The organism is Mesorhizobium sp. M1D.F.Ca.ET.231.01.1.1 (genome assembly GCF_003999155.2).
Lineage (GTDB): Bacteria > Pseudomonadota > Alphaproteobacteria > Rhizobiales > Rhizobiaceae > Mesorhizobium.
Genome location: NZ_RZOZ02000001.1, coordinates 1,021,794 through 1,045,564 on the forward strand (window position 1 = coordinate 1,021,794; position 23,771 = coordinate 1,045,564).

The 23,771-nt window shown below is 65.0% G+C and carries 16 protein-coding genes; 8 read left to right on the plus strand and 8 right to left on the minus strand.

Annotated elements, in window-relative coordinates:
* Window positions 1-250: 250 nt before the first annotated feature.
* On the minus strand, window positions 251-8,830 hold the full coding sequence (locus EN874_RS05185; protein WP_127424298.1) for a glucoamylase family protein: 8,580 nt from the start codon (window positions 8,828-8,830) through the stop codon (window positions 251-253).
* 357 nt (window positions 8,831-9,187) lie between these two features.
* Between EN874_RS05185 and EN874_RS05190 the strand changes: the two genes are divergently transcribed.
* Window positions 9,188-9,733: a DUF4019 domain-containing protein gene (locus EN874_RS05190; protein WP_127424299.1), complete on the plus strand. Its 546-nt coding sequence runs from the start codon at window positions 9,188-9,190 to the stop codon at window positions 9,731-9,733.
* A gap of 50 nt (window positions 9,734-9,783) precedes the next feature.
* Here EN874_RS05190 and EN874_RS05195 read toward each other — a convergent pair whose 3' ends face one another.
* From EN874_RS05195 to hutI, 5 genes are read right to left on the minus strand one after another with little or no spacing between them, the layout of a single operon-like run.
* Window positions 9,784-10,371: a HutD family protein gene (locus EN874_RS05195; protein WP_127424300.1), complete on the minus strand. Its 588-nt coding sequence runs from the start codon at window positions 10,369-10,371 to the stop codon at window positions 9,784-9,786.
* A gap of 4 nt (window positions 10,372-10,375) precedes the next feature.
* Window positions 10,376-12,046, minus strand: a complete 1,671-nt coding sequence (hutU, locus tag EN874_RS05200) for a urocanate hydratase (protein ID WP_127424530.1) — start codon at window positions 12,044-12,046, stop codon at window positions 10,376-10,378.
* Between the two features lie 28 nt (window positions 12,047-12,074).
* Window positions 12,075-12,890, minus strand: a complete 816-nt coding sequence (gene hutG / locus EN874_RS05205; protein WP_127424301.1) for an N-formylglutamate deformylase — start codon at window positions 12,888-12,890, stop codon at window positions 12,075-12,077.
* Between the two features lie 52 nt (window positions 12,891-12,942).
* Window positions 12,943-14,478 carry a histidine ammonia-lyase gene (hutH, locus tag EN874_RS05210; RefSeq protein ID WP_127424302.1) on the minus strand — a complete coding sequence of 512 codons (1,536 nt, stop codon included), beginning with the start codon at window positions 14,476-14,478 and terminating at the stop codon, window positions 12,943-12,945.
* Complete coding sequence (gene hutI, locus EN874_RS05215) at window positions 14,475-15,704, minus strand: imidazolonepropionase (protein ID WP_168247358.1); 1,230 nt, start codon at window positions 15,702-15,704, stop codon at window positions 14,475-14,477. The genes hutH and hutI overlap by 4 nt, the downstream gene beginning before the upstream one ends.
* Window positions 15,705-15,803: 99 nt before the next feature.
* Between hutI and EN874_RS05220 the strand changes: the two genes are divergently transcribed.
* Both EN874_RS05220 and hutC read left to right on the plus strand, forming a co-directional pair.
* Window positions 15,804-17,159, plus strand: a complete 1,356-nt coding sequence (locus EN874_RS05220; protein WP_127424304.1) for a formimidoylglutamate deiminase — start codon at window positions 15,804-15,806, stop codon at window positions 17,157-17,159.
* A gap of 15 nt (window positions 17,160-17,174) precedes the next feature.
* A complete protein-coding gene (gene hutC / locus EN874_RS05225) occupies window positions 17,175-17,921 on the plus strand; it encodes a histidine utilization repressor (RefSeq protein WP_127424305.1) in 747 nt (248 codons plus the stop codon).
* A gap of 117 nt (window positions 17,922-18,038) precedes the next feature.
* On the opposite strand, the gene EN874_RS05230 is transcribed toward hutC, so the two are convergent.
* The gene (locus tag EN874_RS05230) at window positions 18,039-18,383 is read right to left on the minus strand and encodes a RidA family protein (protein ID WP_127424306.1); all 345 of its coding nucleotides are present in this window, start codon (window positions 18,381-18,383) and stop codon (window positions 18,039-18,041) included.
* A gap of 226 nt (window positions 18,384-18,609) precedes the next feature.
* Here EN874_RS05230 and aztA point away from each other — a divergent pair, with 226 nt between their 5' ends.
* From aztA to EN874_RS05250, 4 genes are all read left to right on the plus strand, one after another.
* Window positions 18,610-19,440, plus strand: a complete 831-nt coding sequence (gene aztA / locus EN874_RS05235) for a zinc ABC transporter ATP-binding protein AztA (protein ID WP_127424307.1) — start codon at window positions 18,610-18,612, stop codon at window positions 19,438-19,440.
* Entirely contained in the window at window positions 19,440-20,315 is an 876-nt protein-coding gene (gene aztB / locus EN874_RS05240) for a zinc ABC transporter permease AztB (RefSeq protein ID WP_127424531.1), read from the plus strand. The genes aztA and aztB overlap by 1 nt, the downstream gene beginning before the upstream one ends.
* A gap of 30 nt (window positions 20,316-20,345) precedes the next feature.
* Entirely contained in the window at window positions 20,346-21,287 is a 942-nt protein-coding gene (gene aztC, locus EN874_RS05245; RefSeq protein ID WP_127424308.1) for a zinc ABC transporter substrate-binding protein AztC, read from the plus strand.
* A 150-nt stretch (window positions 21,288-21,437) separates the two neighbouring features.
* Window positions 21,438-21,776 (plus strand): TIGR01244 family sulfur transferase, encoded by a 339-nt coding sequence (locus EN874_RS05250; RefSeq protein ID WP_127424532.1) that lies wholly within the window; start codon window positions 21,438-21,440, stop codon window positions 21,774-21,776.
* Window positions 21,777-22,000: 224 nt separating this feature from the next.
* Here EN874_RS05250 and EN874_RS05260 read toward each other — a convergent pair whose 3' ends face one another.
* Entirely contained in the window at window positions 22,001-22,468 is a 468-nt protein-coding gene (locus tag EN874_RS05260) for an Lrp/AsnC family transcriptional regulator (RefSeq protein ID WP_127424310.1), read from the minus strand.
* A 139-nt stretch (window positions 22,469-22,607) separates the two neighbouring features.
* Between EN874_RS05260 and hppD the strand changes: the two genes are divergently transcribed.
* On the plus strand, window positions 22,608-23,723 hold the full coding sequence (hppD, locus tag EN874_RS05265; RefSeq protein WP_127424311.1) for a 4-hydroxyphenylpyruvate dioxygenase: 1,116 nt from the start codon (window positions 22,608-22,610) through the stop codon (window positions 23,721-23,723).
* Window positions 23,724-23,771: the final 48 nt, after the last annotated feature.

Consider the following 23,771-nt stretch of genomic DNA (forward strand, 5'->3'; position numbering starts at 1 on the left):
AGCGAACAAAAGATGACGACGGTGCGAAATCTGACGTGATCACCTAACGGTTTGAGATAAAAGGTGAAATGTCAGCCTTGCGGCAAAATAATGGCAGGTGCATCGCGCTGCCACATTTTTAATCACAAGGCGCTTGCTTAGCCGGAGCTAAAGCAGTTTGGGGCCGCGGGCCGCGATTGTTGCCAAGTAAAACGCCAAGCATGGCCGCGCATCCCGGGAGATGCGCGGCCTATAAGCCAAGCCTTTGATTTTACGCAGGTATCTTGACGACGACCGCGGTCTTCTCGCCGGGCTTCGGCTCGAAAGACCCCGATCTCGTCTTCGAACCATTGACTTCGAGCGCGATCGACTTGGTCTTTTTGTCGCGGATGACGCGAACGTTGATTTCGCCGTCGAACATCTTGAGCGTGGCGGCGTAGCCGTCCCAATGGCCGGGCAGCTTCGGTCTAAACGTGATCTGCTTGCCGCGCCGCTCGATGCCCAGAATTCCCTCGACCGCCGCTCGATACAGCCAGCCGGCGGAACCCGTGTACCAGGTCCAGCCGCCGCGGCCGCCCTTTCCTTCGCCGGCGTAGATGTCGGCCGCCACCACGTAAGGCTCGACGCGGTAGTGCTCGGCCGCCTTCTCGTCCGAGGCGTGGTTGACCGGGTTCAGCATCGAGAAGCAGCGATAGGCCTCGTCGGTGCGTCCCATCTCGGCCAGCGCGATGACAAACCAGGTGGCGGCATGCGTGTACTGGCCGCCATTCTCGCGCACGCCCGGCGGATAGCTCCTGATGTAGCCGGGATCCCTCTCGCTGTTCGAGAAGGGCGGCGTGAACAGCTTGACGATCTGGAGCTCGTCGTCGACCAGCATCCTGGTCGCCTGTTCCATCGCCGTGGTCGAGCGGGTCGGGTCGCCCTCGCCCGAAAGCACGCTCCACGATTGGGCGATCGAGTCGATCTTGCACTCATCCGAGTTGCGGGAGCCGAGCGGCGCACCGTCGTCGAAGCTGCCGCGCCGGTACCACTGGCCGTCCCAGGCCGTGCTCTCCAGCGCCCGCTTCAGCAGGTCCGCGTGCTTGGTCCAGGCCTGCGCCCGCTTGGCATCGCCCTGTCCCTTGGCGACGGGAGCGAAGTCGCCCAGCGTCTTCAACAGGAACCAGCCCAGCCAGACGCTCTCACCCTTGCCGCCCTCGCCGACACGGTTCATGCCGTCGTTCCAGTCGCCGCCGAGGATCAGCGGCAGGCCGGCCGGGCTGCTGCGCTTGATGGCGAGATCGAGCGCCCGCGCGCAGTGGTCGTAGAGCGAGGCGGTGGTCTTGGTGATCTCGGGCGTGAAGAAGGCGTCATGCTCACCCTCGCCAAGCTCCTGCCCGTCGATAAAGGGCAACTGCTCCTTGAGGATCGCCACGTCGCCCGTCACCTCGATATAGCGGGCCGTCGCATGCGCCAGCCAGACGACATCGTCGGAGATCATGGTGCGTACGCCGGCATCCGTGCGCGGCAGCCACCAGTGCTGCACGTCGCCCTCCGGGAACTGCCGGCGCGCGGCGTTGAGGATCTGGTCGCGCGCAAGCTTCGGATCGTGCGCCAGCAAGGCGAGCGTGTCCTGCAACTGGTCGCGGAAGCCGAAGGCGCCGCTCGCCTGGTAGAAGGCCGAGCGCGCGCGGATGCGGCAGGCCAGGCTCTGGTAGGGCAGCCAATGGTTGACCATGGCGTTGAGCGCCTTGTCCGGCGTCTCGACCTGGATGGTGTCGAGGAAGCCGCGCCAAACGCGCTCGTTGTCGGCCAGACGCTGGTCGAAGTCCTTGCCGCGATGGGTCTGCACCAAGGCGCTCGCCTCGGTGGCCGTGGCGGCGTCGCCGAGCAGCCAGAACAGCGTCACGTCGCCGCCGGCCGGAATGTCGATGTCGTTGGCGATCACCGCGCAGGGATCGTCGCCTGCCTCGACGCGGCCGGACAGGGCAAGCCCGCCAAGCACGGCCTGCGGATATTCCGTGGTGCCGTGCCTGCCGATGAACTCCGTGCGGTCGGCGGTCACCGAATGAACGGGCGCAGCGGCGGCGAGGAAAGCCACCCGCTCGCCGAAATCGAGACCATAAGGGTTCTGCGCCAGCATGGCGCCGGTCGCGGCGTCCCGCGTGGGCACGATGGTCGCCGCCGTGCGCGAACGATGGCCGCCGAGCACCCATTCGGCGTAGGCATAGACGCGCAGCCTTGCGGGCGCCGGGCCGCTATTCTGGATGCGCAGCCGCGTGATCTTGACCGGATCCACCGGGTCGACCACCTGCGTCAGATCCATCGACAGCGCCCCGCGCTTCGACCGGAAGGTCGAGAATCCCTGCCCGTGCCAGGTCTCGTAGGTCATAGAGGGATCGCGCACCACCGCGGCCATCGGCGAGAACGCCTTGCCGCTCAGCTGATCGTATATGTAGAAGCCTTCGCCGGGCCGGTTCGACACCGGATCGTTCGACCACGGCGTCAACTGGTAGTCGCGGCTGTTGCGGCTCCAGGTGAAGCCGGAGCCTTCGGCCGAAACGTGGAAGCCGAACGACGCGTTGGAGATGACGTTGATCCAGGGCTGCGGGGTCGTGCGGCGCCCGGTCAGCCGCGTCACATAGTGGCGGCCGTCGCCGTCGAAGCCGCCGAAGCCGTTCCAGAGGCTGAGGCCGGCGCCGTCGGCGGCGATATCGGCTCCTCCCTGGCTTGCCGGCGTCGGCTCAGGCAATGGCGGCACCGGCTGGCGGGTCGGAATACCCTCCGCCTGCTGCAAGGCGTCACGGGCCTGCAATGCCGCCGTCTCGGCCCGCTCGAGCTGGTCGAAGATGGTGCCGTTGCGGGTGTGGAGCACGACGCGCGCGACCGACAGCAAGGTCTTGTAGGTCGGTTCGTCCATCAGGTCGCGGCGCACCGCGAAGATGTGCTGGCGAGGCCCAAGCTCGCGGCCGCGCAGGCGGCTGTTCTCGCACAGCGTCTCCACCGCGCGCTGCAGATCCTGCACATAGGAGGACGCCTGCTCGTTGACGACGACGAAGTCGATCATCATGCCGCGGGCGCGCATATACTCCTGGAAGCGCAGCGCCTGGGCGACGATCTCGAGGTCGGCGACATCGCCGATGCGCACGAGGAAGATCGGGAAATCGCCGGAGATGCTGGTCGGCCACAGGCTCGACTGGCGGCCAAGGCCCGAGGCGATGGATTCGGCCGGCAGGCGCAGGAACGGATCTGGATAGATCAGGTAGCGCGCCAGCGTCTGCACATTGGCGGCATCGGTCAGGCTGAGGCCGAGATGGCGCGTCTGCACCTGGCTGCGCGTCCAGGCGAGCATCGCCTGGCGGGCGAAGCTTTCCTGGTGGTCGAGACGGCCCATCGCCTCGTCGAGCTCGCCGCGGTTGGCGCCGACAATGGTCCAGAAGGTGAGCGAGATCTTCTTGTTGGCCGGCACGCGCACCTGGCGGCGGAGCGCCGCCACCGGGTCGAGCGTGAAGCCGTGGCCGCCGGAGAGCCGGGCGCCGGGATCGAAGGCGGCAGCGTCGGCGATGGTGCGGCCGCGGCCGATGAAGGCGCGCCGGTCGGTCTCGGCCTCCGCGTCACGCGAGGGCCCCGACGGATCGGTGACGAAATGCACCATGGCGAGGTCGGGCTCGTTCTTGTCACGCTTGCGCCTGGTGGCGAAGATGGCGCCGTTGTTCGCCGCGATCTCGGTCTCGACAAACATCTTCGAGAATAGGGGATGGGCATTGTCCGAGGCCTCGTTGCCCAGCACCAGCTCGGCGAAGGAGGTCACCTCGATGTGGCGGTCCGTGGCCCCGTCATTGTAGAGCGTGATGCGGCGGCCCTCGCCATTGCCTTCGGAAATGACGATGCATTCGACTTCCGAACGCAGCGAGCCGACGGACTTGGTGAAGCTCGCCTTGTCATCGGCAAACAGCGTCTGCACGCGCTCGTTCTCGGCGCGCTTCGGCTCGGCGGTCGCCGACCACCAGTCGCCGGTCGCTGTGTCGCGCAGGAAGATGTAGGAGCCGAGGCGATCCTCGCTCGGGTCCGGCTGCCAGCGGGTGACGGCAAGCTCGCCGAAGCGGCTGTAGCCGGAGCCGGTGGCGGAGACCATGACCGAGTAACGGCCGTTCGACATGACATTGGTCGCGCGCAGCGCCCTGATCGGGTCGAGGATGATGCGGCTGTCCGGGCTCTCGGTCTCGGTCTCGTCCTTGGCGCGCTCGTCGGCCTCCGTCCTGACGGTCGCGGCCGGAATGTCGCGCGGCGCCTTCTCCTGCAGCAGGAGCTCCGCCGACTCGATCACCGGATCGCTGTGGAAGCGCTCGCGCAGCCGGCCCTCGAAGATGGCGTCAGCAACAGCGGCGATCGACATGCCGGAATGGTGGGCCATGTAGTTATGAACGACCGCATGGTCGGTGCCTTCCGGCACGCGCTGCGGCGTGAAATCGACCGCGTCGTAGTAGCCGTGGCGGCCAAGCGCGCCGATCGAGCGCAGCCGCATGAGATTCTGCACCGCCTCGCGCGGGTAGAACTGCGCCGCCAGGATGGTGGCGTAAGGCGCGATCACCGTATTCTGGCCGAGGCCGCGCTTCAGCCCGAGGCCGGGCACGCCGAAATTGGTGTATTGGTAAGTGAGCTCGCGATCGCGGGCATTGTAGGCCGCTTCCGAAATGCCCCAGGGCACGTTCTTCGAGCGCGCATACTGGATCTGGCGCTTGATGATGAGCTTGCTGGTCTGGTTGAGGATCGAGCCCTGCGGCTCCTTCATCACCAGCGGCGGCATCAGGTACTCGAACATCGAGCCCGACCAGGACATCAGCGCGCCCTTGAAGCCGATCTCGACGATCGGCCGGCCAAGCCGGAACCAGTGCTCCGTCGGCAGGTCGCCCTTGGCGATGGCGAACAGGCTGGTCAGCCGCGCTTCGGAAGCGAGCAGGTCGTAGCAGCTCTCGTCGAGTTGGTGCTCCTCGACGCGGTAGCCGATCGACAGGAGCTTGCGCTCCTGCCGCATCAGGAAGGAGAATTCCATCTCGAAGGCATAGCGGCGGCAGCGCCCGCGTAGCGCGAGCAGTTTGGTGCGCAGCGCCGTGACAGCGCTTTCGTCATTGTGCGAATCGTGCACATGCGCTTCGCAGGTCGCCTCCAGCCTTGCGGCCCAGTCGGCGATGACGTCGCTCTTCGGCGACGCCGCCTCGACGTGAATGGCGGTGGCGAGCTTGCGGATCTCGCCGGCCAGCACCGCGAGGTTGATGGTGCGGATCGAGGCCATCTCGGGCTGGGCCTTGATGGTCATCACCGCCCGGCGCATGCCGTCGAGGCGGTCGGCCAGCCGCTGGCGCAGCGGCCTCAGCTGGCGGCGGTCGTCAGGCAGGTCCTCCAGGCTCTCGTCGAGGATGGTGACGGTGTCGAGGATGCCTTCGAAATCGCCCTGCAGGTGGACGGAAGGCGCTTCGGCCCATTCGGCGCAGGCCGCGGCCACGGCGACCAGATGGCCGGCAAGGTTGCCGCTGTCCACCGCCGAGATATAGAGCGGATAGAGCGGCTTCAGCGTCGTCGTGTCGTACCAGTTGTAGAGGTGTCCGCGATCGCGCGGCATGCTCTCGATCGTCGTCATCGTTGCGTCGATGCGGGTGATAGCGTCGGACAGGCTGATCCAGCCGAAATCGCGCGCCGACACCACCGACAGCAGATAGACGCCGATGTTGGTCGGCGAGGTGCGCGGCGCCACCACGGGCGCCGGGCTTTCCTGGAAATTGTCGGGCGGCAGATGGTGGTGCTCGGCCGTCACGAAAGTCTCGAAATAGTGCCAGGTGCGTCGCGCCACGGTGCGCAGCGCATGGATGTCGGACGCCGAAATGCGCAGCCTGTCCTCCGTTTCGGCCGAGCGGCTGATCCAGCAGGCAACGGCGGGCGAGCCGATCCAGAAAATCGCGAAGAAGAAGGCGACGAACGCGCCGGTGGAATCGGCGAGCACGGGAATGGCAAGGCCGACGACGCCGATGATCACGGCGCCATACATCATGCTGTAGTAGGCGCCGAGATCGCTGCCGCCGCTCTTGTGCGCCTGCGAGGCGGTGCGCCACTCAAGAAGGTTCTGGCGGCTGACGAAGAGCCGGTAAAGCGTTCGGATGATGGCGTCGCCCATCATCCAGGCAAGATGCGCCATCAAGAGCACCTTCAGCGCCACAAGCGCGGTGCCGAACACGGTGTCGCGCGCAAGCGCCGAGAAATGGCCGCGCGGCGTCTGGTCGCCGCTCTTCGGCAGGATGCCGTTGACGATGTCGAAAGTGGGCGCCATGAACAGGCTGAGGATCAACAGCGCTTGCCATTGGGCAGCCTGTGTGAAGGGCAGCAACGTCCAACCGGCGATACAGGCCATCACCCAGAAGATCGGGGTCAGCGAGCGGCGGAGGTTGTCGACCATCTTCCAGCGCGACAGCGCCGGAACGCCGGAGCGCGGGTCGAACATGAAGCCGAGCAATTGCCAGTCGCCGCGCGCCCAGCGGTGGTGGCGCGAGGCGTCGACCGAGTAGCGGGTCGGATAGTCCTCGACGAGCTCGACGTCGGTGACCAAAGCGGCGCGCGAGAGTGCGCCTTCGAGCAGATCGTGGCTGAGGATGGTGTTTTCCTCGATGCGGTTCTTCAGCGCCGCCTCGAAGGCATCGACATGATAGAGACCCTTGCCGGTGAAGGAGCCGTCGCCGAAGACGTCCTGATAGACGTCGGAAACGGCGAAAACATACGGGTCAAGGCCGCGGTTGGCCGAGAAGACGCGCTGGAAGAAGGAGGCATCGTCGCCGCTGGTGAGCGACGCGGTGATGCGCGGCTGCAGGATGGTGTAGCCCGCGGTGACGACGCGCTTCACGGGATCGAAGTGCGGACGGTTGAGCGGGTGCGCGAGCTTGCCGACAAGCGTCGAGACGGCGTCGCGTGTGGTGCGCGTGTCGGCGTCGAGCGTCATCACATAGGTGACTTTATCCGGCAGCGGCACGTCGAGCGGCAGGAAGGTTGTGTCGCTGTCGCCGCGCACCAGGAGATTGAGCTCGTGCAGTTTGCCGCGCTTGCGCTCCCAGCCCATCCAGCAGCCCTGCGCCTGATTGTAGAGGCGGCGGCGGTGCAGAAGGTAGAAGCGCGGGGCGCCTTCGGACGGGTAGCGGGCGTTCAGCCTGGCAATCTCGTCGCGGGCATATTGCAGGATCTCGATGTCGGCGGCGTCGATCTCGGTCTTGGAATCCGGCCAGTCGGACAACAGCGCGAAATGAATCTCTTCCGCCGTGTTGGCGAGATGATGGACCTCGATGTTGCGGATGTTTTCCTCGACGTCGTCGCGCGAGCCGATCAGCGATGGCACCACGACCAGCGTGCGCGCTTCGGCGGGGATACCGTGCTTGTAGTCGTAGCCGACGAGCCGCGTCGGCTTGAGGAAGAGCGCCATGACGGTGTTGAAGAAGGCCAATGCGCCCTCGCTCGCCGGCACCGCGAACAGCGCCAGCATCAGCGTGATGGATTCCGCCGAGAGACCGAGATTGGCCAGCGCGTTGCCGGACAGCACAAGCAGGAGCACCGTCAGCAGGAAGACGGGCACGACAATGCCCAGCCAGCCCGTTGCGGTGAAGGCGCGCTTGAAAGTCACATTGATCGGCGGCCGATAGCCGATCGCCTGTTCCAGCTCCGGCCGGCGCGGCCCGACCAGGAAGAAGCCGACATCGGTATGCACAGCGGGATCGGCGGTTTCCGGCACGCCGGACGCGTCGGTGACGCCCGGAACATGGCCGGCGAGCTCGATCGCCTTTTCGGCGACGCGGAATTCGGAGAGGTCGGAACGGCGCGCGAGCTGCTCGATCGCGGTGCGGTACTGGTCGCGCGAGAAGAAATCGAGCGCGGCGAAATCGGTCTTCTCGCGCAGCAACGTGTCGATGCGGCTGACGCCCTCGAACCAAACCGTCCAGTCGACGTCGTTGATGAGGCGCAGGCCGCGGATGATATTGCCGGTGGTGACATTGCCGCTGGACAGCGTCTGATGCTCGGAGATGATGATCTCCTCTGCGTCGGAGCCGGTCTTCTCGAGCTCGCCCTCCAGCCATTCCAGCGCCCGGCCGGCGTTCTGCGAGCCGTCGCGCAAGCGGTAGAGGAGCTGGGTGGCGAAAGTCGTGTCCTGCGCATGCGCGGCGTAGGTCGACAGGATCCTGGTCCGGTCGGCGTTGTCGTCGGTCGCCAGAACGCGGTCGGCGACCTCGTTGGCGATGTGGCGCATCTGACGCGTGCGCTCGACCCGCACGGCGATGCGGCGGAGGTTTTCGATCAGCACGAAACGCAGCAGCGACGGCAGCGCCCAGAGCTCGCCGATCTTCAGCGGCTCGACCGACTGGAAGCCCTCGACGATCGCCTTGAACATCGTCGCCGAAACCGCGCTGTCGGAATGTTCGACATAGCTCCAGGCAACGACGAAGGCGCGCGGCAGCACGGTCCCGTCGGCAAGCCTGAGCGTCGGCAACTGGCGGTAGAAACGCCGCGGCAGGTCGCGCTTGACCTGGAAGATGGTCTCCTCGACCAGATAATTGTTGTCGAGCAGCCATTGCGCCGCGGGCGTGATCGTCTCGCCCTTCGCCTGGGCGGCATTGGTCGAACGGTAGACTTCGAGAATCCTCTTGGCGCTGTCGCGGATGCGGGCCTGGAATTCGAATGGCGCGAACCCGAAAAGGTCCCTGACTTCGCCTTTGGCAAGTGCTGCGCCAAGCACACGCAGCCGGTCCTCAGGCAGGAAATTGGAGCGTATCGGCGCTTCCGTCACGCCCGGGAAGCCGGCGCTCGTGAATTCGATCTTGGCGGGGTTCGTCTGAATGTTCATTGATTATTCCGTAAGGCGGGGCGCAATGCGGCGTCACCGCCACGGCAATGGCCCTAAAACCGGTTCAAATGCAATTGGTTGCATGGCAGGTCCGGTCGAAAGTTTTCTTGCGCTCCATGACAGGGGCGTCCCCTTTCGACAACTCAAGGGCGAACGCCCCTCACTTCCCTGCCCCGGTTCCGATCAGGGAAAGGATTCAGGCTTTTTCGTGATGCATGCAAGTGGCCGGGCGATATTTCGCGGGCGCCGCGATCATGTTTGGCAACAGCCGTTAATCGTTGGTAGTTTGTCAGATTGAAATATGGCCATAGGCCTGGAGTGCCTGTGACGTTTTAGACGGCGTGACAAGGTAAGCGGATGCGCGCAGCCGTAGCTTTCATTGTGTTGGTGGCTCTGACATCGATCGACGGCCAGCCTGCGTGTTCGCAAGAGTGGACGCCGTCTCAGGATTCGGTTCGGGACGCAACACAGACAGTCACCGATTATTTCTCCATGCTCGATAGCGGCAACCCCGAACGAGCATATCAAATGATGGATGATGCCGCCAAATCATCCATTCCGCCGACTATGTTCGCAGAGCAATCCGAGAAGTGCCGCTCACAGTCCGGTCCACTGCTGGAACGGAAACTACTCAAATTCACGTGGCTTAAAGACCCGGCGGACGCTCCCTTTCCGGGCATCTATGCGGCGGTCGATATCGCCACGAGGTTTGAGAAGATCGACCGCCACTGTGGATATATCGTGCTCTATCAGCAGCCTTCAGGGGGAGCTTTCCACGTCATGCGCGCCGAAAGCAACTTCATCGACAACGCGACAGCGAAGAAAATCGAGACCACCAACTCGAAACTTGAATTGGACAAAGCATGGGCCGAGTTGTCGCGGAACTGTCCAAACTTCCGTTGAAAGCCAATCGTTGAACGTTCAGACGGGCTGCCTTCTCCACGGCAAGCGGCCTAGTCGTTGGCGGTGGTCCGATCGATGCGGATGACAAACAGCACCGCTTCTTCGGCCGGTTCGAGGCGAAGATATGGGGCGCCCTGATCGAGCACCACTACGTCCAGCGGGCCGACGCGGACCGGCTTGTCGCCAGGCACGATGAATTCTCCGCCGAGAGGCAGGACGAGGGTCGTGCCCGCACTCGCCTCCACATCCAGCGGCGCCGAGAGCGCCAGGCGTTCAACCTGGTGTGTCATCCGCCCACGACGCGTCATGACGTTGAGATCGGTGATAGGGCCGCCTATCAGCGCAGCGCTGGTGGGCACGTCGCCCGGAAAGGCAAGCGGCGCTGAGGCCGTGGTCAGGCGCGCCGAGGGCCTGCCGGCGATATCGAGCACGATGCCTTCGCCTTCGAGCACCGACAGCGTGCGGTCGATGCCGGCAAAGCTGGAGAACGGCCCGCTTGTCTCGACGCGGGCCATCGAGATGCGCCAGTCGAAATCGTCGAGACCGGCGCCGTCAGGCGAGACGGCGATCTCGGTGGTCGTGCCGCCGCCATTCTTCCACGGCATGACGCGGTAGCCGGCGGCACGAAGGATGCGCATCGCGTCAGCCCAATATGCCCGGCAGGTTGAGGTGGTGCTCCTTGGCGCACTCAAGGGCGATGTCGTAGCCGGCATCGGCGTGGCGCATGACGCCCGTCGCCGGATCGTTCCACAACACGCGTTCCAGCCGCTTGGCGGCTTCCGGCGTGCCGTCGGCGACGATCACCATGCCGGCATGCTGCGAAAAGCCCATGCCGACGCCGCCCCCATGGTGCAGCGACACCCAGGTGGCGCCCGACGCGGTGTTGAGCAGCGCGTTGAGCAGCGGCCAGTCGGAAACGGCGTCTGAGCCGTCCTTCATCGCTTCCGTCTCGCGGTTCGGCGAAGCGACCGAGCCGGAATCGAGATGATCGCGGCCGATGACGACCGGCGCCTTCAGCTCGCCCTGGGCCACCATCTCGTTGAAGGCGAGGCCGAGACGGTGGCGATCGCCGAGGCCGACCCAGCAGATGCGCGCCGGCAGGCCCTGGAAGGAGATGCGCTCGCGTGCCATGTCGAGCCAATTGTGGAGATGGGTGTTGCCGGGGGTGAGCTCGCGCACCTTGGCGTCGGTCTTGAGGATGTCCTCGGGATCGCCGGAGAGCGCGGCCCAACGGAACGGGCCGATGCCGCGGCAGAACAGCGGCCGGATATAGGCCGGCACGAAGCCCGGGAAGGCGAAGGCATTCTCGAAACCCTCGTCCTTGGCGACCTGGCGGATGTTGTTGCCGTAGTCGAGCGTCGGCACGCCGGCATTCCAGAACGCCACCATCGCCTCGACGTGCTCGCGCATCGACGCGCGCGCGGCTTTCTCGACGGCCTTGGGATCGCTGACGCGCTTCTCGCGCCATTCGGCGATGGTCCAGCCCTTCGGCAGGTAGCCGTTGATGGGGTCGTGCGCCGAGGTCTGGTCGGTGAGGATATCGGGGCGGATGCCGCGCCTGAACATTTCCGGCACGATCTCGGCCGCATTGCCGAGCAGGCCGACCGACTTCGCCTCGCCGGCTTTGGTCCAGCGCTCGATCATTTCCATCGCCTCGTCCAGCGTCTCGGCCTTCTCGTCGACATAGCGGGTGCGCAGGCGGAAATCGATCGAGTCCGGATTGCATTCGATGGCGAGGCAAGAGGCACCGGCCATGACGGCGGCCAGCGGCTGGGCGCCGCCCATGCCGCCGAGGCCGCCGGTCAGGAGCCATTTGCCTTTGAGGTTGCCGCCATAATGCTGGCGGCCCGCTTCCACAAAGGTCTCATAGGTGCCCTGGACGATGCCTTGCGTGCCGATATAGATCCAGGAGCCGGCCGTCATCTGGCCGTACATCATCAGGCCCTTCTTATCGAGCTCGTTGAATTTTTCCCAATTCGCCCAATGCGGCACGATGTTGGAGTTGGCGATGAGCACGCGCGGTGCGTTGGAGTGGGTCTTGAAGACACCGACCGGCTTGCCCGACTGCACCAGCAGCGTCTCGTCCTCGCCGAGCGTCTTCAGCGAGGCGACGATGCGGTCGAAGTCGTTCCAGGTGCGCGCTGCACGGCCGATGCCGCCATAGACGACGAGCTCGTTCGGGTTCTCTGCAACCTCGGCATCGAGGTTGTTCATCAGCATGCGCAGCGGCGCTTCGGTCGTCCAATAGCGGGCGTTGAGCTTGTCGCCGCGCGGTGCACGCACTTCGCGGATGTTGTGGCGGGGATCGTTCATCATTGTCCCTTTCTAGCAAGTCGGCGCGTCAGCGCCCGGCCCATTCAATGGCGGTTTCGAGGATGGTTTTGAGCGTGGCGCGGATCGGCGCGGCGTAGGTCGCGTCGTAAGGCACCGGCCAGTTTTCCGGCGAACCCTTCTCCGGCGGCTCGCGCATGTAGCCGCGGTTGGAGAGTTCCATCTGCAGCGCATGCACGCCATTTTGCGGCCGGCCGAAGCTGCGGGTGATCCAGCCGCCCTTGAAGCGGCCGTTGACCACCCAGCTCTCGCCGGTCGCGGCGAGGATCGCGGCCACCTTTTCCTGCAGCGACGGGTCGGTGCTCTTGCCGTCATTGGTGCCAAGATTGAACACCGGCAACGTACCTTCGAAGAGACGCGGCAGCACCGAGCGGATCGAGTGGCAATCATAGAGCACTATGTTCTCGTGCATGCCGCGCAGCCGCTCGATCTCGGCCTGCAAGGCGGCATGGTAGGGCGCGAAGTATTTCTCGCGGCGCTGATCGATCTCGGCCGGCGTCGGCTCCTCGCCCATGCGGTAAAGTGGATCGCCGTCGAAGGTGTCCGTGGGGCACAGGCTGGTCGTCGCCTGTCCAGGATAGAGCGAGACGCCGGAAGGGTCGCGGTTGACGTCGATGACGGTGCGCGAGATGGCGGTATGGACGACCGTCGCGCCAAGGTCGGCGGAGAAGTCGTAGAGCTTGTCGATCCACCAGTCGCAGTCGCGGCGACCAAGCCAGGTCGAGACCAGCCGGCCGTCGAGCCCGGCAAGATCGATTCCCGTGTGCGGGATGGAGACCAGCAGGGGTGCGGTGTCGCGGGTGACGGTGAGCCAAGAAGACGTCATGAAAGATCTCCCAGCGCTGGAGTTCCACGGCGGCCTATCAATAAATACCGCCTCACGACGTAATCCCCGGCAGCACGATCGCATTGGCGGCAGCCACCGCGGCTCCGCTGCGCACCATTGCGATCGCCTTTTCCATGTCGGGATGGAAATGCCGGTCGTTATCGAGATGCGGTACCTCCGAACGGACCAGCTTGCGCACCGCTTCCAACGCTTCGCTCGAAGCGAGCGGCGCGTGGAAATCGCAACCTTGCGCCGCAGCCAGCAATTCGATGCCGATGACGGCGGTCGCGTTCTCGATCATGCCGAGCAGCCGGCGCGAGCCGTGGGCGGCCATCGAGACATGGTCTTCCTGGTTGGCCGAGGTCGGGATCGAATCGACGCTTGCCGGATAGGCCTTCTGCTTGTTTTCGGAGACAAGCGCCGCGGCCGTCACCTGCGGGATCATGAAGCCGGAATTCAGGCCAGGCTTCGGCGTCAGGAATGCCGGCATGCCGGAAAGCGCCGGATCGACCAGCATGGCGATGCGCCGCTCCGACAGCGAACCGATCTCGCAGACGGCGAGCGCGATCATGTCGGCGGCGAAGGCCACCGGCTCGGCATGGAAATTGCCGCCCGAGAGCGCGGTGTCGTCCTCGGCGAAGATCAGCGGATTGTCGGTCACGCCGTTGGCCTCGGTCTCGAGCGTGTCGGCGGCCTTGCGCAGCACGTCGAGCGCCGCACCCATCACCTGCGGCTGGCAGCGCAGGCAATACGGGTCCTGCACGCGCTCGTCGCCGACGCGGTGTGACTCGCGAATGGCGCTGCCGGCCATCAGATTGCGCAGCGCATCCGCCGTCTCGATCTGGCCGCGATGTTTCCGCAAGAGGTGGATGCGCGGATCGAAGGGCGCGTCTGACCCGCGGGCGGCATCGGTCGACAGAGCACCGGCGACCAGCGCCGACTGGTAGAGCGTCTCGGCCTCGAACAGGCCGGCCAGCGCGAAAGCGGTCGAGAACTGCGTGCCGTTGAGCAGCGCCAGGCCCTCCTTGGCGCCGAGCGTGACCGGCTCCAGCCCATGCGAGACGAAGGCTACCTTGGCCGGGAAGCGGCCATGCGGGGTGAAGCATTCGCCGACGCCGATCATGACCGCGGTCATATGCGAGAGCGGCGCCAGATCGCCCGAGGCGCCGACCGAGCCTTGCGCCGGCACCACCGGAATGACGTCGTTGGCGAGCATCCCCTGGAGCAGATCGACGGTCTCGGCGCGCACGCCGGAAGCGCCCTGGGCGAGGCTGGCAAGCTTAAGCGCCATCATCAGCCGCACCACCGCGACCGGCATCGGCTCGCCGACGCCGGCGGCATGCGAGAGCACGATGTTGCGCTGGAGCGTTTCGAGATCGTTCGCCGGGATACGGACGCTGGCGAGCTTACCGAAGCCGGTGTTGATGCCATAGACCGGCTCGCCCTTGGCGACGATGCGCGCGACGGCCTCGGCGCTGGCCTTGATCTTCGGCCGGCAGGCGTCGTCGAGCTTCGGCACGGCGCCGCGGTAGATGGCACGCCAGTCGGCAAGCGTCGCGCTGCCGGGCTTCAGGATCAGTTCGGTCATTGTCCTCTCCAGATGCGGGCATGGAGCGGGTTGAAGCCCATGCGGTAGACGAGTTCGGCCAGCCGCTCGATGTCCCAGATGGCAAGGTCGGCCGATTTGCCGGCTTCAAGCGTGCCGGTCTTGTCGAGCAGGCCCAGCGCCCGCGCAGCCTCGCGGGTGACGCCGGCGAGGCATTCGTCGACGGTGAGACCGAAGAGCGTCGCGGCCATGTTCATGGTGAGCAGCAGCGAGGTCAGCGGCGAGGTGCCGGGGTTGCTGTCGGTGGCGACCGCCATCTTCACGCCGTGGCGGCGGAACAGGTCGACCGGCGGCTTCTTGGTCTCGCGGATGAAGTAATAGGCGCCCGGCAGGATCGTCGCGACCGTGCCGGCCCTGGCCATCGCCGTGGCGCCCTCCTCATCCGTGTATTCGAGATGGTCGGCGGACAGTGCGCGGTAGCGCGCGGCAAGCTCGGCGCCATGCAAATTGGACAGTTGGTCGGCGTGGAGTTTTACGGGCAGGCCCAGCACCCTTGCCTTGTCGAAAACGCGGGAAATCTGCTCCGGCGAGAAGGCGATGCCCTCGCAAAAACCGTCGACGGCGTCGGCGAGCTTTTCAGCGGCGACCGCCGGCAGGATCGTGCCGGCGACGAGATCGATGAAAGCATCCTTGTCGCCCTTGGCTTCGGGCGGCAGCGCATGCGCGGCAAGACAGGTCGTGCGGATCGTCACTTGCCGTTCGCCGTCAAGCCGACGGGCGGCGCGCAGCGACTTCTTCTCGTTGTCGAGATCGAGGCCGTAGCCGGACTTCACCTCGACGGTGGTGACGCCCTCGGCCATCAGCGCATCGAGGCGCGGCAGCGTCTGGGCGACGAGCTCGTCCTCGCTGGCGGCACGCAGCGATTTGACCGAAGAGACGATGCCGCCCCCTGCTCGCGCTACTTCTTCGTAGGTGGCGCCGGCCAGCCGCATCTCGAATTCGTTGGCGCGGTTGCCGGCATAGACCAGATGCGTATGGCAGTCGATCAAACCCGGCGTGATCCAGCGGCCTTCGCAATCGACGGTCTCGGCGCCTTGCCCTAGCGCCGCCGGCATTTCGGCTTCTACGCCCGCAAAGACGATACGCCCGTCGCGCGCGGCAACCGCGCCCTTTTCGACGATACCCAACCCGGCCGCGCCATCGGCCATGGTCGCCAGCCGCGCATTGCGCCAGAGACGAAGTCCGCTCTTTCCGTTCTCTCCACCCATCATCTTTTCCATTTGAAAGGATGACGATTATGTATATACATATTGGGGCGCGACGCAAGTGATAATGTCGCTCGGGCATTCATATTTGGGAGTTTGGACGTGACGGCGATCTTTGCGGAACAGGCGCTGCTGCCGGATGGCTGGCAAGGCAATGTGAGGGTTGCTTTTGATGGCGGCCGCATCGCAACAGTCGAAGCGGGCGCCTTGCCGCAGGCGGGTGATGAGCGCCATGCCATTCTGCTCTCCGGCATGCCCAATCTGCACAGCCACGCCTTCCAGCGCGGCATGGCGGGGCTGGCCGAATTGCGAGGCCCTTCGGCCGACAGTTTCTGGAGCTGGCGCGAGGTGATGTACCGCTTCGCGCTGTCGATGACGCCGGACCAGGTCGAGGCGGTGGCGGCGCAGCTTTATATCGAGATGCTGGAGGCCGGCTTCTCGCGCGTCGGCGAATTCCACTATCTCCATCACGACCGCGACGGCAGGCCTTACGCCAACATCGCCGAGATGGCGGAGCGCATCGGGGCGGCCGCCTCAGAGACAGGTATCGGGTTGACGCTTCTGCCGGTCTTTTACGCCCATTCCGCCTTCGGCGGCGCGGCGCCGAACGAAGGCCAGCGGCGATTCATCAACGATGTCGAGCGGTTCGGACAGTTGCTTGAGAAAAGTCGCGAGAGCGTTAGCCGTTTGAATCAAGCGGTCGTCGGCGTCGCGCCGCACAGCCTGCGCGCGGCGACGCCGGACGACGTCAACGCGGTCGCGGCGATGGCGCCGGACGGTCCAATCCACATCCATGTCGCCGAGCAGGTGAAGGAAGTGGAAGATTGCGTTGCCTGGTCCAGTGCTCGTCCCGTCGAGTTCCTGCTCGACCGGGCATCAGTGGACAAGCGCTGGTGTCTGATCCACGCCACGCATATGACCGAGGCCGAGACGGTCGCCATGGCAAAGAGCGGCGCGATCGCCGGGCTTTGTCCGATCACCGAGGCCAATCTCGGCGACGGCACTTTTGCCGCGCCGCTGTTCATCGAGCATGGCGGCCGCTTCGGCGTCGGTTCCGATTCCAACGTGCTGATCGGCCTGCCGGACGAACTCAGGCAGCTCGAATATTCGCAGCGCCTCGCCCACCGAGCCCGCAACGTTTTGGCGCGCGCCGGCGGCTCCGCCGGGCGCGCGCTGTTCGACGCCGCGCTCGACGGCGGCAGCCAGGCGCTCGGCGCCGGTCCGTCGCGGATTGCGGCCGGCGGTCCTGCCGATTTCGTCTCGCTCGACGCCAGCCATCCCTCGCTTGCCGGCAAGGCGGGCGATGCGGTCCTCGACGCCTGGATCTTCGCTAGTGCCAGCACGATCGATTGCGTCTGGGTGCATGGCAAAAAGCAGGTCAGCGGCGGCAGGCATGCGAAGCGCGAGACCATTGCCAAGCGGTTCCGCACAGTGATGACCGCGCTTTCGCAAGGCTGAGCAGGGAAAAGCGCAATGAGCCTGGTTGAAACAGATGACGGGGAAAGCGGCGAAAGCATCTCGTTGCACCAGCGCATCCTGTCGGATATCCGCGAGAAAATCCTGTCCGGCGCCTGGGCGCCCGGCCATCGCATCCCCTTCGAGCATGAGCTGACGGCCGAATACAGATGCTCGCGCATGACCGTGAACAAGGCGCTGTCGCAGCTCGCCAAGGCCGGGCTGATCGAGCGCCGCCGCCGCTCGGGCAGTTTCGTGCGCCAGCCGCAATCGCAGGCGGCGGTGCTGGAGCTGCACGACATCAGGATCGAGGTCGAGGCGCTTGGCCTGCCCTATTGCTACGAGCGGCTGGAACGCCTGAAACGGCGCAGCAGCGCCGAGGACCGGTCGCTGCTCGGGCTTGCCGCCGCCGGTCCGGTGCTTTGGCTGGAGAGCCTGCATTTTGCCGGCGAACGGCCGTTCGCGCTCGAGCAGCGCCTGATCAATCTTTCAGCTGTGGCCGGGGCGGCCGAGGAAGAATTTCTCGACATCGCCCCCGGCCCCTGGCTGATCGGCCGCGTGCCGTGGAGCGAGGCCGAGCACCGCATCCGCGCCATGGCGGCCTACGAGGCTATCGCCGACGCGCTCGACATCGACCCCGGCGCCCCTTGCCTGGTGGTCGAGCGCCGCACCTGGAGCGCCGAGCACCCGGTCACTCACGTGCGCTTTATCTATCCGGCGGAAAGCCACACGCTGGTGGCGAGGTTTACTCCGTCGCAGGGGTAGCGCCCCTTCACCCTCCCCCTTGTGGGGAGTGTCGCCGCAAAGCGGCGGGGCCGGGGCTGCGCCGACCCCCACCCGGGCCTTCGGCCCGACCTCCCCACGAGGGGGAGGTAGAAGGCCTCAGATCGCCGCCGTAACAATAATCTCGACCAGATATTCCGGGCCGGCGAGCTTGGCTTCGCCGGTGGCGCGAGCCGGCGTGTGGCCTTGCGGCACCCACTTGTCCCACTCCGAATTCATCTCGGCGAAGGTGCCCATGTCGGCCAGCCAGATGATCGCCTGCACGATCTTGGTCTTGTCGGTACCGGCCTTGGCCAGCAATTCGTCGATGGTCTTCAGGATGTCGCGGGTCTGCGAGGCGACATTGCCGCCGGGCTCGCCAACCTGGCCGGCCAGATAGACGGTATTGCCATGGATGACGATTTGGCTCATGCGTGGACCGACATCGATGCGACGAATGCTCATTGCAAGGTTCCTTCGTTTTTGGTGTCGCTGCTCTTTAGAGTCCGGGCCGGTTCCGGGCAAGGCCGCCGGAGGCGAAACCAATTGAGCCAATAGCTTGGCCTCGCCCGTTGCGCACACGCCGAGTTGACCGGCCGGGACACAATTCCGCCGATCTGCCGTGTTGACTAATGTAATAACATCACATATCGACGATGCACTCGCTCTAGCGGACCGCCCGGAACGTCTGATGACCAATGCCTGCCTGACCTTCCGCGACCTGACGCTCGGCTACAACAGCCATCCCGCCATCCATCACCTCAACGGCATCGTCCGCAAAGGTTCGCTGACCGCGGTTGTCGGCGCCAACGGCTCGGGCAAGTCGACGCTGATGAAGGGCATTGTCGGCGTGCTGAAGCCGATGGAGGGCACGGTCGTCCGTGCGCCCGGCGTGCGCACCGCCTATCTGCCGCAGCAGTCGGAGCTCGACCGCAGTTTTCCGGCGCGCGTGGTCGACCTGGTCTCGCTGGGTCTCTGGCCGAAGCGCGGCATGCTTGGCCGCTACACCAGGGAGGATCGCGAGTCGGTGAGCAAGGCGCTGATGGCCGTCGGCCTCGGCGGTTTCGAGAAGCGGCCGATCGACACGCTCTCCGGCGGCCAGCTGCAGCGCACGCTGTTTGCCCGCGTGCTGCTGCAGGACGCCGACCTCATCCTGCTCGACGAGCCGTTCAATGCCGTCGATGCCAAGACGGTCGGGGACCTCATCGAGCTCATCAAACGCTGGCATGGCGAGGAGCGCACGATCATGGTCGTCGTGCACGATCTGGACCTCGTGCGGCAGAATTTTCCCGAGACGCTGCTGCTTGCCCGCCAGCCCGTTGCGTGGGGCGAGACGCGCGAGACGCTGCGGCCTGAAAACCTGCTCAAGGCGCGGCGCTTCCATGAGGCCTGGGAAGAGAATGCGCCGTGGTGCGAGCCCGACCATGACCATCCCGGGCACGATCATGACGATGAGCACGATCACCATGATCATGCCCACACGCATGATCACCACCACGGCTCCGGACCGAGGGCGGCATGATGGATTTCCTCTACGGCCTGTTCATCGCACCCTTCGCCGATTTTGCCTTCATGCAGCGGGCGCTGTTCGGCTCGCTGATGCTGTCGCTCGGCGCCTGCCCGGTCGGCGTCTTCCTGATGCTGCGGCGCATGAGCCTTTCGGGCGACGCGATGGCGCACGCGATCCTGCCGGGTGCGGCCGCCGGCTTCCTGCTCTATGGCCTCGAAATCCTGCCGATGACGGTCGGCGGGCTGATCGCCGGCATCATCGTGGCGCTCGGCGCCGGCGCCGTATCGCGCTTCACTATCCAGCGCGAGGACGCCTCGATGGCGGCCTTCTATCTGATCTCGCTTGCTGTCGGCGTGCTGATGGTGTCGATCCGCGGCTCGAGCGTCGACCTGATGCATGTGCTGTTCGGCACGGTGCTGGCGCTCAACAACGAGGCGCTGACGCTGATCGGCGGCATCGTGGTGGTGACGCTTGCCAGCCTTGCCGTCTTCTGGCGCGCGCTGGTCGCCGAATGCCTCGATCCGCTGTTCCTGCGCTCGGTGAGCCGCATGGGTAGCCCGGTGCATTTCATCTTCCTCGGCCTAGTCGTGCTCAATCTCGTTGGCGGCTTCCAGGCGCTCGGCACACTGCTGTCGGTCGGTCTGATGATGTTGCCGGCGGCAGCCGCCCGCTTCTGGACGGTGCGCGTCGAGCCGATGTGCGTGCTGGCGGTGCTGATCGGCTTCGCCTCCTGTATCGCAGGGCTGCTTCTGTCCTACCACGCCTCGCTGCCGTCCGGCCCGGCGATCATCCTTTCGGCTGGGGTCGTCTACTTCTTCTCGATCGTGTTCGGCTCGCGCGGCGCGCTGCGCGCCCGCATCGTTCATCACCGTCACCGGACTGCCTGACCTCAATCGCCCTCTAAGGAGACCTCCCCGATGCTGAAATCCTTCCGCGCCGCCGTAGCGATGAGCGTTATAACATTAGGCGCAGTCGCGACATCGTCGGCCTTCGCGGCACCGCTCAAGGTGGTGGCGAGCTTCACGGTGATTGCCGACTTCGCCAAGAACGTCGGCGGGGATCGCGTCAACATCACCACTATCGTCGGCCCGGACGGCGACGCGCATGTCTATGAGCCGAGCCCGGCCGACGCCGTGGCGATGGCGAAGGCCGATGTGGTGCTGGTCAACGGCCTGCATTTCGAAGGCTTCCTGCAGCGCCTGGTCGACGCCAGCGCCACCAAGGCCGCGATCGTGACGCTCACCAAGGGCGTCACGCCGATCGACTTCAAGCCGGAATTCGCCGATGCGGACGCCGCCGAAGGCGCCGGCACCGGCGGCGGCAAGACGGTCACCGACCCGCACGCCTTCCAGTCGATCGCCAACGCCAGGATCTATGTGAAGAACATTGCCGATGCCTTCTGCGCGGCCGACAGCGAGGGCTGCGACAGCTACAAGGCCAACGCCGCCGCCTATACTACCAAGCTGGATGCCATGGAAGGCGAAGTGAAAGCCGCCATCCAGTCGATCCCCGAAGCGAAGCGCGTGGTGATCACCTCGCATGACGCCTTCGGCTATTTCGAGCATGAATACGGGCTGACGTTCCTGGCGCCGCAAGGCATCTCGACCGATTCCGAGCCTTCGGCCGCCGACGTCGCCAGGCTGGTCGAACAGGTGAAGCAGGACAAGGCGGCGGCGATCTTCATCGAGAACATCACCAATCCGCGGCTGATCGAGCAGATCGCCGGCGAGACCGGCATCAAGGTCGGCGGCACGCTCTATTCGGATGCGCTGTCGGGCTCGGACGGTCCGGCCTCGACCTATATCGACATGATGCACAACAACCTCACCCAGATCAAAGGCGCCATCCTCGGCAGCTGAGCTGCCAAGGATCCAACCGGGCCGGGAAGCGGCCTGGTTGGATTTTCCTGCTCGCACTCTCTATTTGGCAGAGAAATCCGCCGTCACGGATTGCCGCTCATGCCCTGGAGTGGCATGACTGCAGCCAAGGAAGATTGCGAGGATAAGACGATGGAATACCGCCAGGTCAGCGACGATTATTCGGTCTCCGGCCAGATCCGGCCCGAGGACATCGCCGCCATCAAGGATGCCGGCTTCAGAAGCGTGATCTGCAACAGGCCGAACGATGAGCAGCCGGGCCAACCCTCGGCCGAGAGCGTTCAGGCGGCGGCCGAAGCCGCCGGGCTCGCCTTCCGCTACATCCCGGTCATCAGCGGCCAGATCACCATGGACAATGTCGAGGACCAGGCCGCGGCGCTCGATGAGCTCGAAGGCCCGGTCTTCGCCTATTGCCGCTCCGGCGCGCGCTGCACCAACCTCTACGGGCTGATCCAGCAGCAGAAGGCGTGACGGGCGTTCCCAATCAGGTTGGCGATCCTTCGCGCCCCCTCTGGCCTGCCGGCCATCTCCCCCACTAGGGAGGAGATCGGTAGCTTGAGCGCCCCGCTCGTTCTGCAACGTAGGAGATTGGTGAAAGCCGGTGTGATGGCCGATCTCCCCCCTTGTGGGGGAGATGTCCGGCAGGACAGAGGGGGGCGCTGTCCCGCCGACGTAGCCAATAAAATCTGTCGGCCCTAAATCGGCAGCGCACCCGTCTCCTTCAATGTTTCCAGCACGATCGCCGTCTTCACGTGCTGCACGGATTCGTGCGGCAGCAGCACGCCGTTGACGAACTCCGACAGCGATTTGAGGTCGGGCGTCACGACCTTCAAGATGTAGTCCATCTCACCGGTCAGCGCATGCGCCTCCTGAACTTCGGGCAGGCGCGCCACCAACTCGCCGAAGCGCCGCGCATTGTCGCGATTGTGGGTGGCCAAGGTCACCGAGATCACATTGACCAGCGAAAAGCCCAGACGGTCGCGGTCGAGCACGGCGCGGTAGCCTCTGATGAAGCCGTCCTCCTCCAGCCGCTGGCGGCGGCGCGAGCATTGCGAGGCCGAGAGATTCACCCGCTCCGAAAGGTCATTGTTTGTGAGCCGCGCGTCGGCCTGCAGCAGCGCCAGTATCTTGCGGTCAAATTGATCAACACGCGCATCATCCATGGATTTTCCTCCAACCATGCACGATCTGCGCACATCAAGAGCATTTCAAGCGGTTGAATGCAAGCACCGTGCGACCATCTGGCGCTATCATTTCGCGAAGATGGCCAAGATCGGCCGCAACAGTTTTCGGAGAACCGCCATGGGCCCCTTCCCGCACGACGCCCCGCCCGCCAAGATCAGCAAGCAAAACCCGGCCGGCACCGACGGTTTTGAGTTCGTCGAGTTCGCGCATCCGGAGCCCGCCAAGCTCGCCGAACTCTTCACCCGCATGGGTTACGTCGCGGTGGCAAAGCACCGCGCGAAGAACATCACCGTCTGGCGGCAAGGCGACATCAACTATGTCGTCAATGCCGAGCCCGGCTCGCATGCGATGAGGTTCGTTGACAAGCACGGCCCCTGCGCCGCATCGATGGCCTGGCGCGTGGTCAATGCCAAGCACGCATTCGACCATGCCGTGTCGAAGGGTGCTGTGCCCTATGAAGACGCCGACAAGGCTCTCGATGTGCCGGCCATCGTCGGCATCGGCGGCTCGCTGCTTTATTTCATCGAAGCCTATGGCGAGAAGGGCTCGGCCTATGATGCCGAGTTCGAATGGCTGGGCGAGCGCGACCCGAAGCCGCAAGGCGTCGGCTTCTTCTATCTCGACCACCTCACGCATAACGTCTATCGCGGCAACATGGACAAGTGGTGGGATTTCTATCGCGACCTGTTCGGCTTCAAGCAGATCCATTTCTTCGACATCGACGGCAGGATCACCGGCCTGGTCAGCCGCGCCATCACTTCGCCTTGCGGCAAGATCCGCATTCCCCTGAACGAGTCCAAGGACGAGACCAGCCAGATCGCCGAGTACCTGAAGAAGTACAATGGCGAGGGCATCCAGCACATCGCCGTCGGCACCGACGCGATCTACGAGGCCACCGACAAGCTTGCAGCCAATGGGCTGAAATTCATGCCCGGCCCGCCCGACACCTATTACGAGATGTCGCATGAGCGCGTGCACGGCCATGACGAGCCGATCGAGCGCATGAAGAAGCACGGCATCCTGATCGACGGCGAAGGCGTCGTCGACGGCGGCATGACCAAGATCCTGCTGCAGATATTCTCCAAGACCGTGATCGGCCCGATCTTCTTCGAGTTCATCCAGAGGAAGGGCGACGAGGGCTTCGGCGAGGGCAATTTCCGCGCCCTGTTCGAGTCGATCGAGCAGGACCAGATCAAGCGCGGCGTGATCAAGCTGGACGGCAAGGCGGCGTAAGCGACGCGCGGATATCTTGCGGTGCGGTCAATTATGACCTAAATTATG

Coding starts and splice junctions, on each gene's coding strand:
- hutI (WP_168247358.1), bottom strand. CDS start 15,704: ATGGGTGGAGAGAACGGAAAGAGCGGACTTCGTCTCTGGCGCAATGCG.
- EN874_RS05190 (WP_127424299.1), top strand. CDS start 9,188: ATGCGCGCAGCCGTAGCTTTCATTGTGTTGGTGGCTCTGACATCGATC.
- EN874_RS05260 (WP_127424310.1), bottom strand. CDS start 22,468: ATGGATGATGCGCGTGTTGATCAATTTGACCGCAAGATACTGGCGCTG.
- EN874_RS05250 (WP_127424532.1), top strand. CDS start 21,438: ATGGAATACCGCCAGGTCAGCGACGATTATTCGGTCTCCGGCCAGATC.
- hppD (WP_127424311.1), top strand. CDS start 22,608: ATGGGCCCCTTCCCGCACGACGCCCCGCCCGCCAAGATCAGCAAGCAA.
- EN874_RS05195 (WP_127424300.1), bottom strand. CDS start 10,371: ATGCGCATCCTTCGTGCCGCCGGCTACCGCGTCATGCCGTGGAAGAAT.
- aztC (WP_127424308.1), top strand. CDS start 20,346: ATGCTGAAATCCTTCCGCGCCGCCGTAGCGATGAGCGTTATAACATTA.
- aztB (WP_127424531.1), top strand. CDS start 19,440: ATGGATTTCCTCTACGGCCTGTTCATCGCACCCTTCGCCGATTTTGCC.
- aztA (WP_127424307.1), top strand. CDS start 18,610: ATGACCAATGCCTGCCTGACCTTCCGCGACCTGACGCTCGGCTACAAC.
- hutU (WP_127424530.1), bottom strand. CDS start 12,046: ATGAACGATCCCCGCCACAACATCCGCGAAGTGCGTGCACCGCGCGGC.
- hutG (WP_127424301.1), bottom strand. CDS start 12,890: ATGACGTCTTCTTGGCTCACCGTCACCCGCGACACCGCACCCCTGCTG.
- EN874_RS05230 (WP_127424306.1), bottom strand. CDS start 18,383: ATGAGCATTCGTCGCATCGATGTCGGTCCACGCATGAGCCAAATCGTC.
- hutC (WP_127424305.1), top strand. CDS start 17,175: ATGAGCCTGGTTGAAACAGATGACGGGGAAAGCGGCGAAAGCATCTCG.
- hutH (WP_127424302.1), bottom strand. CDS start 14,478: ATGACCGAACTGATCCTGAAGCCCGGCAGCGCGACGCTTGCCGACTGG.
- EN874_RS05185 (WP_127424298.1), bottom strand. CDS start 8,830: ATGAACATTCAGACGAACCCCGCCAAGATCGAATTCACGAGCGCCGGC.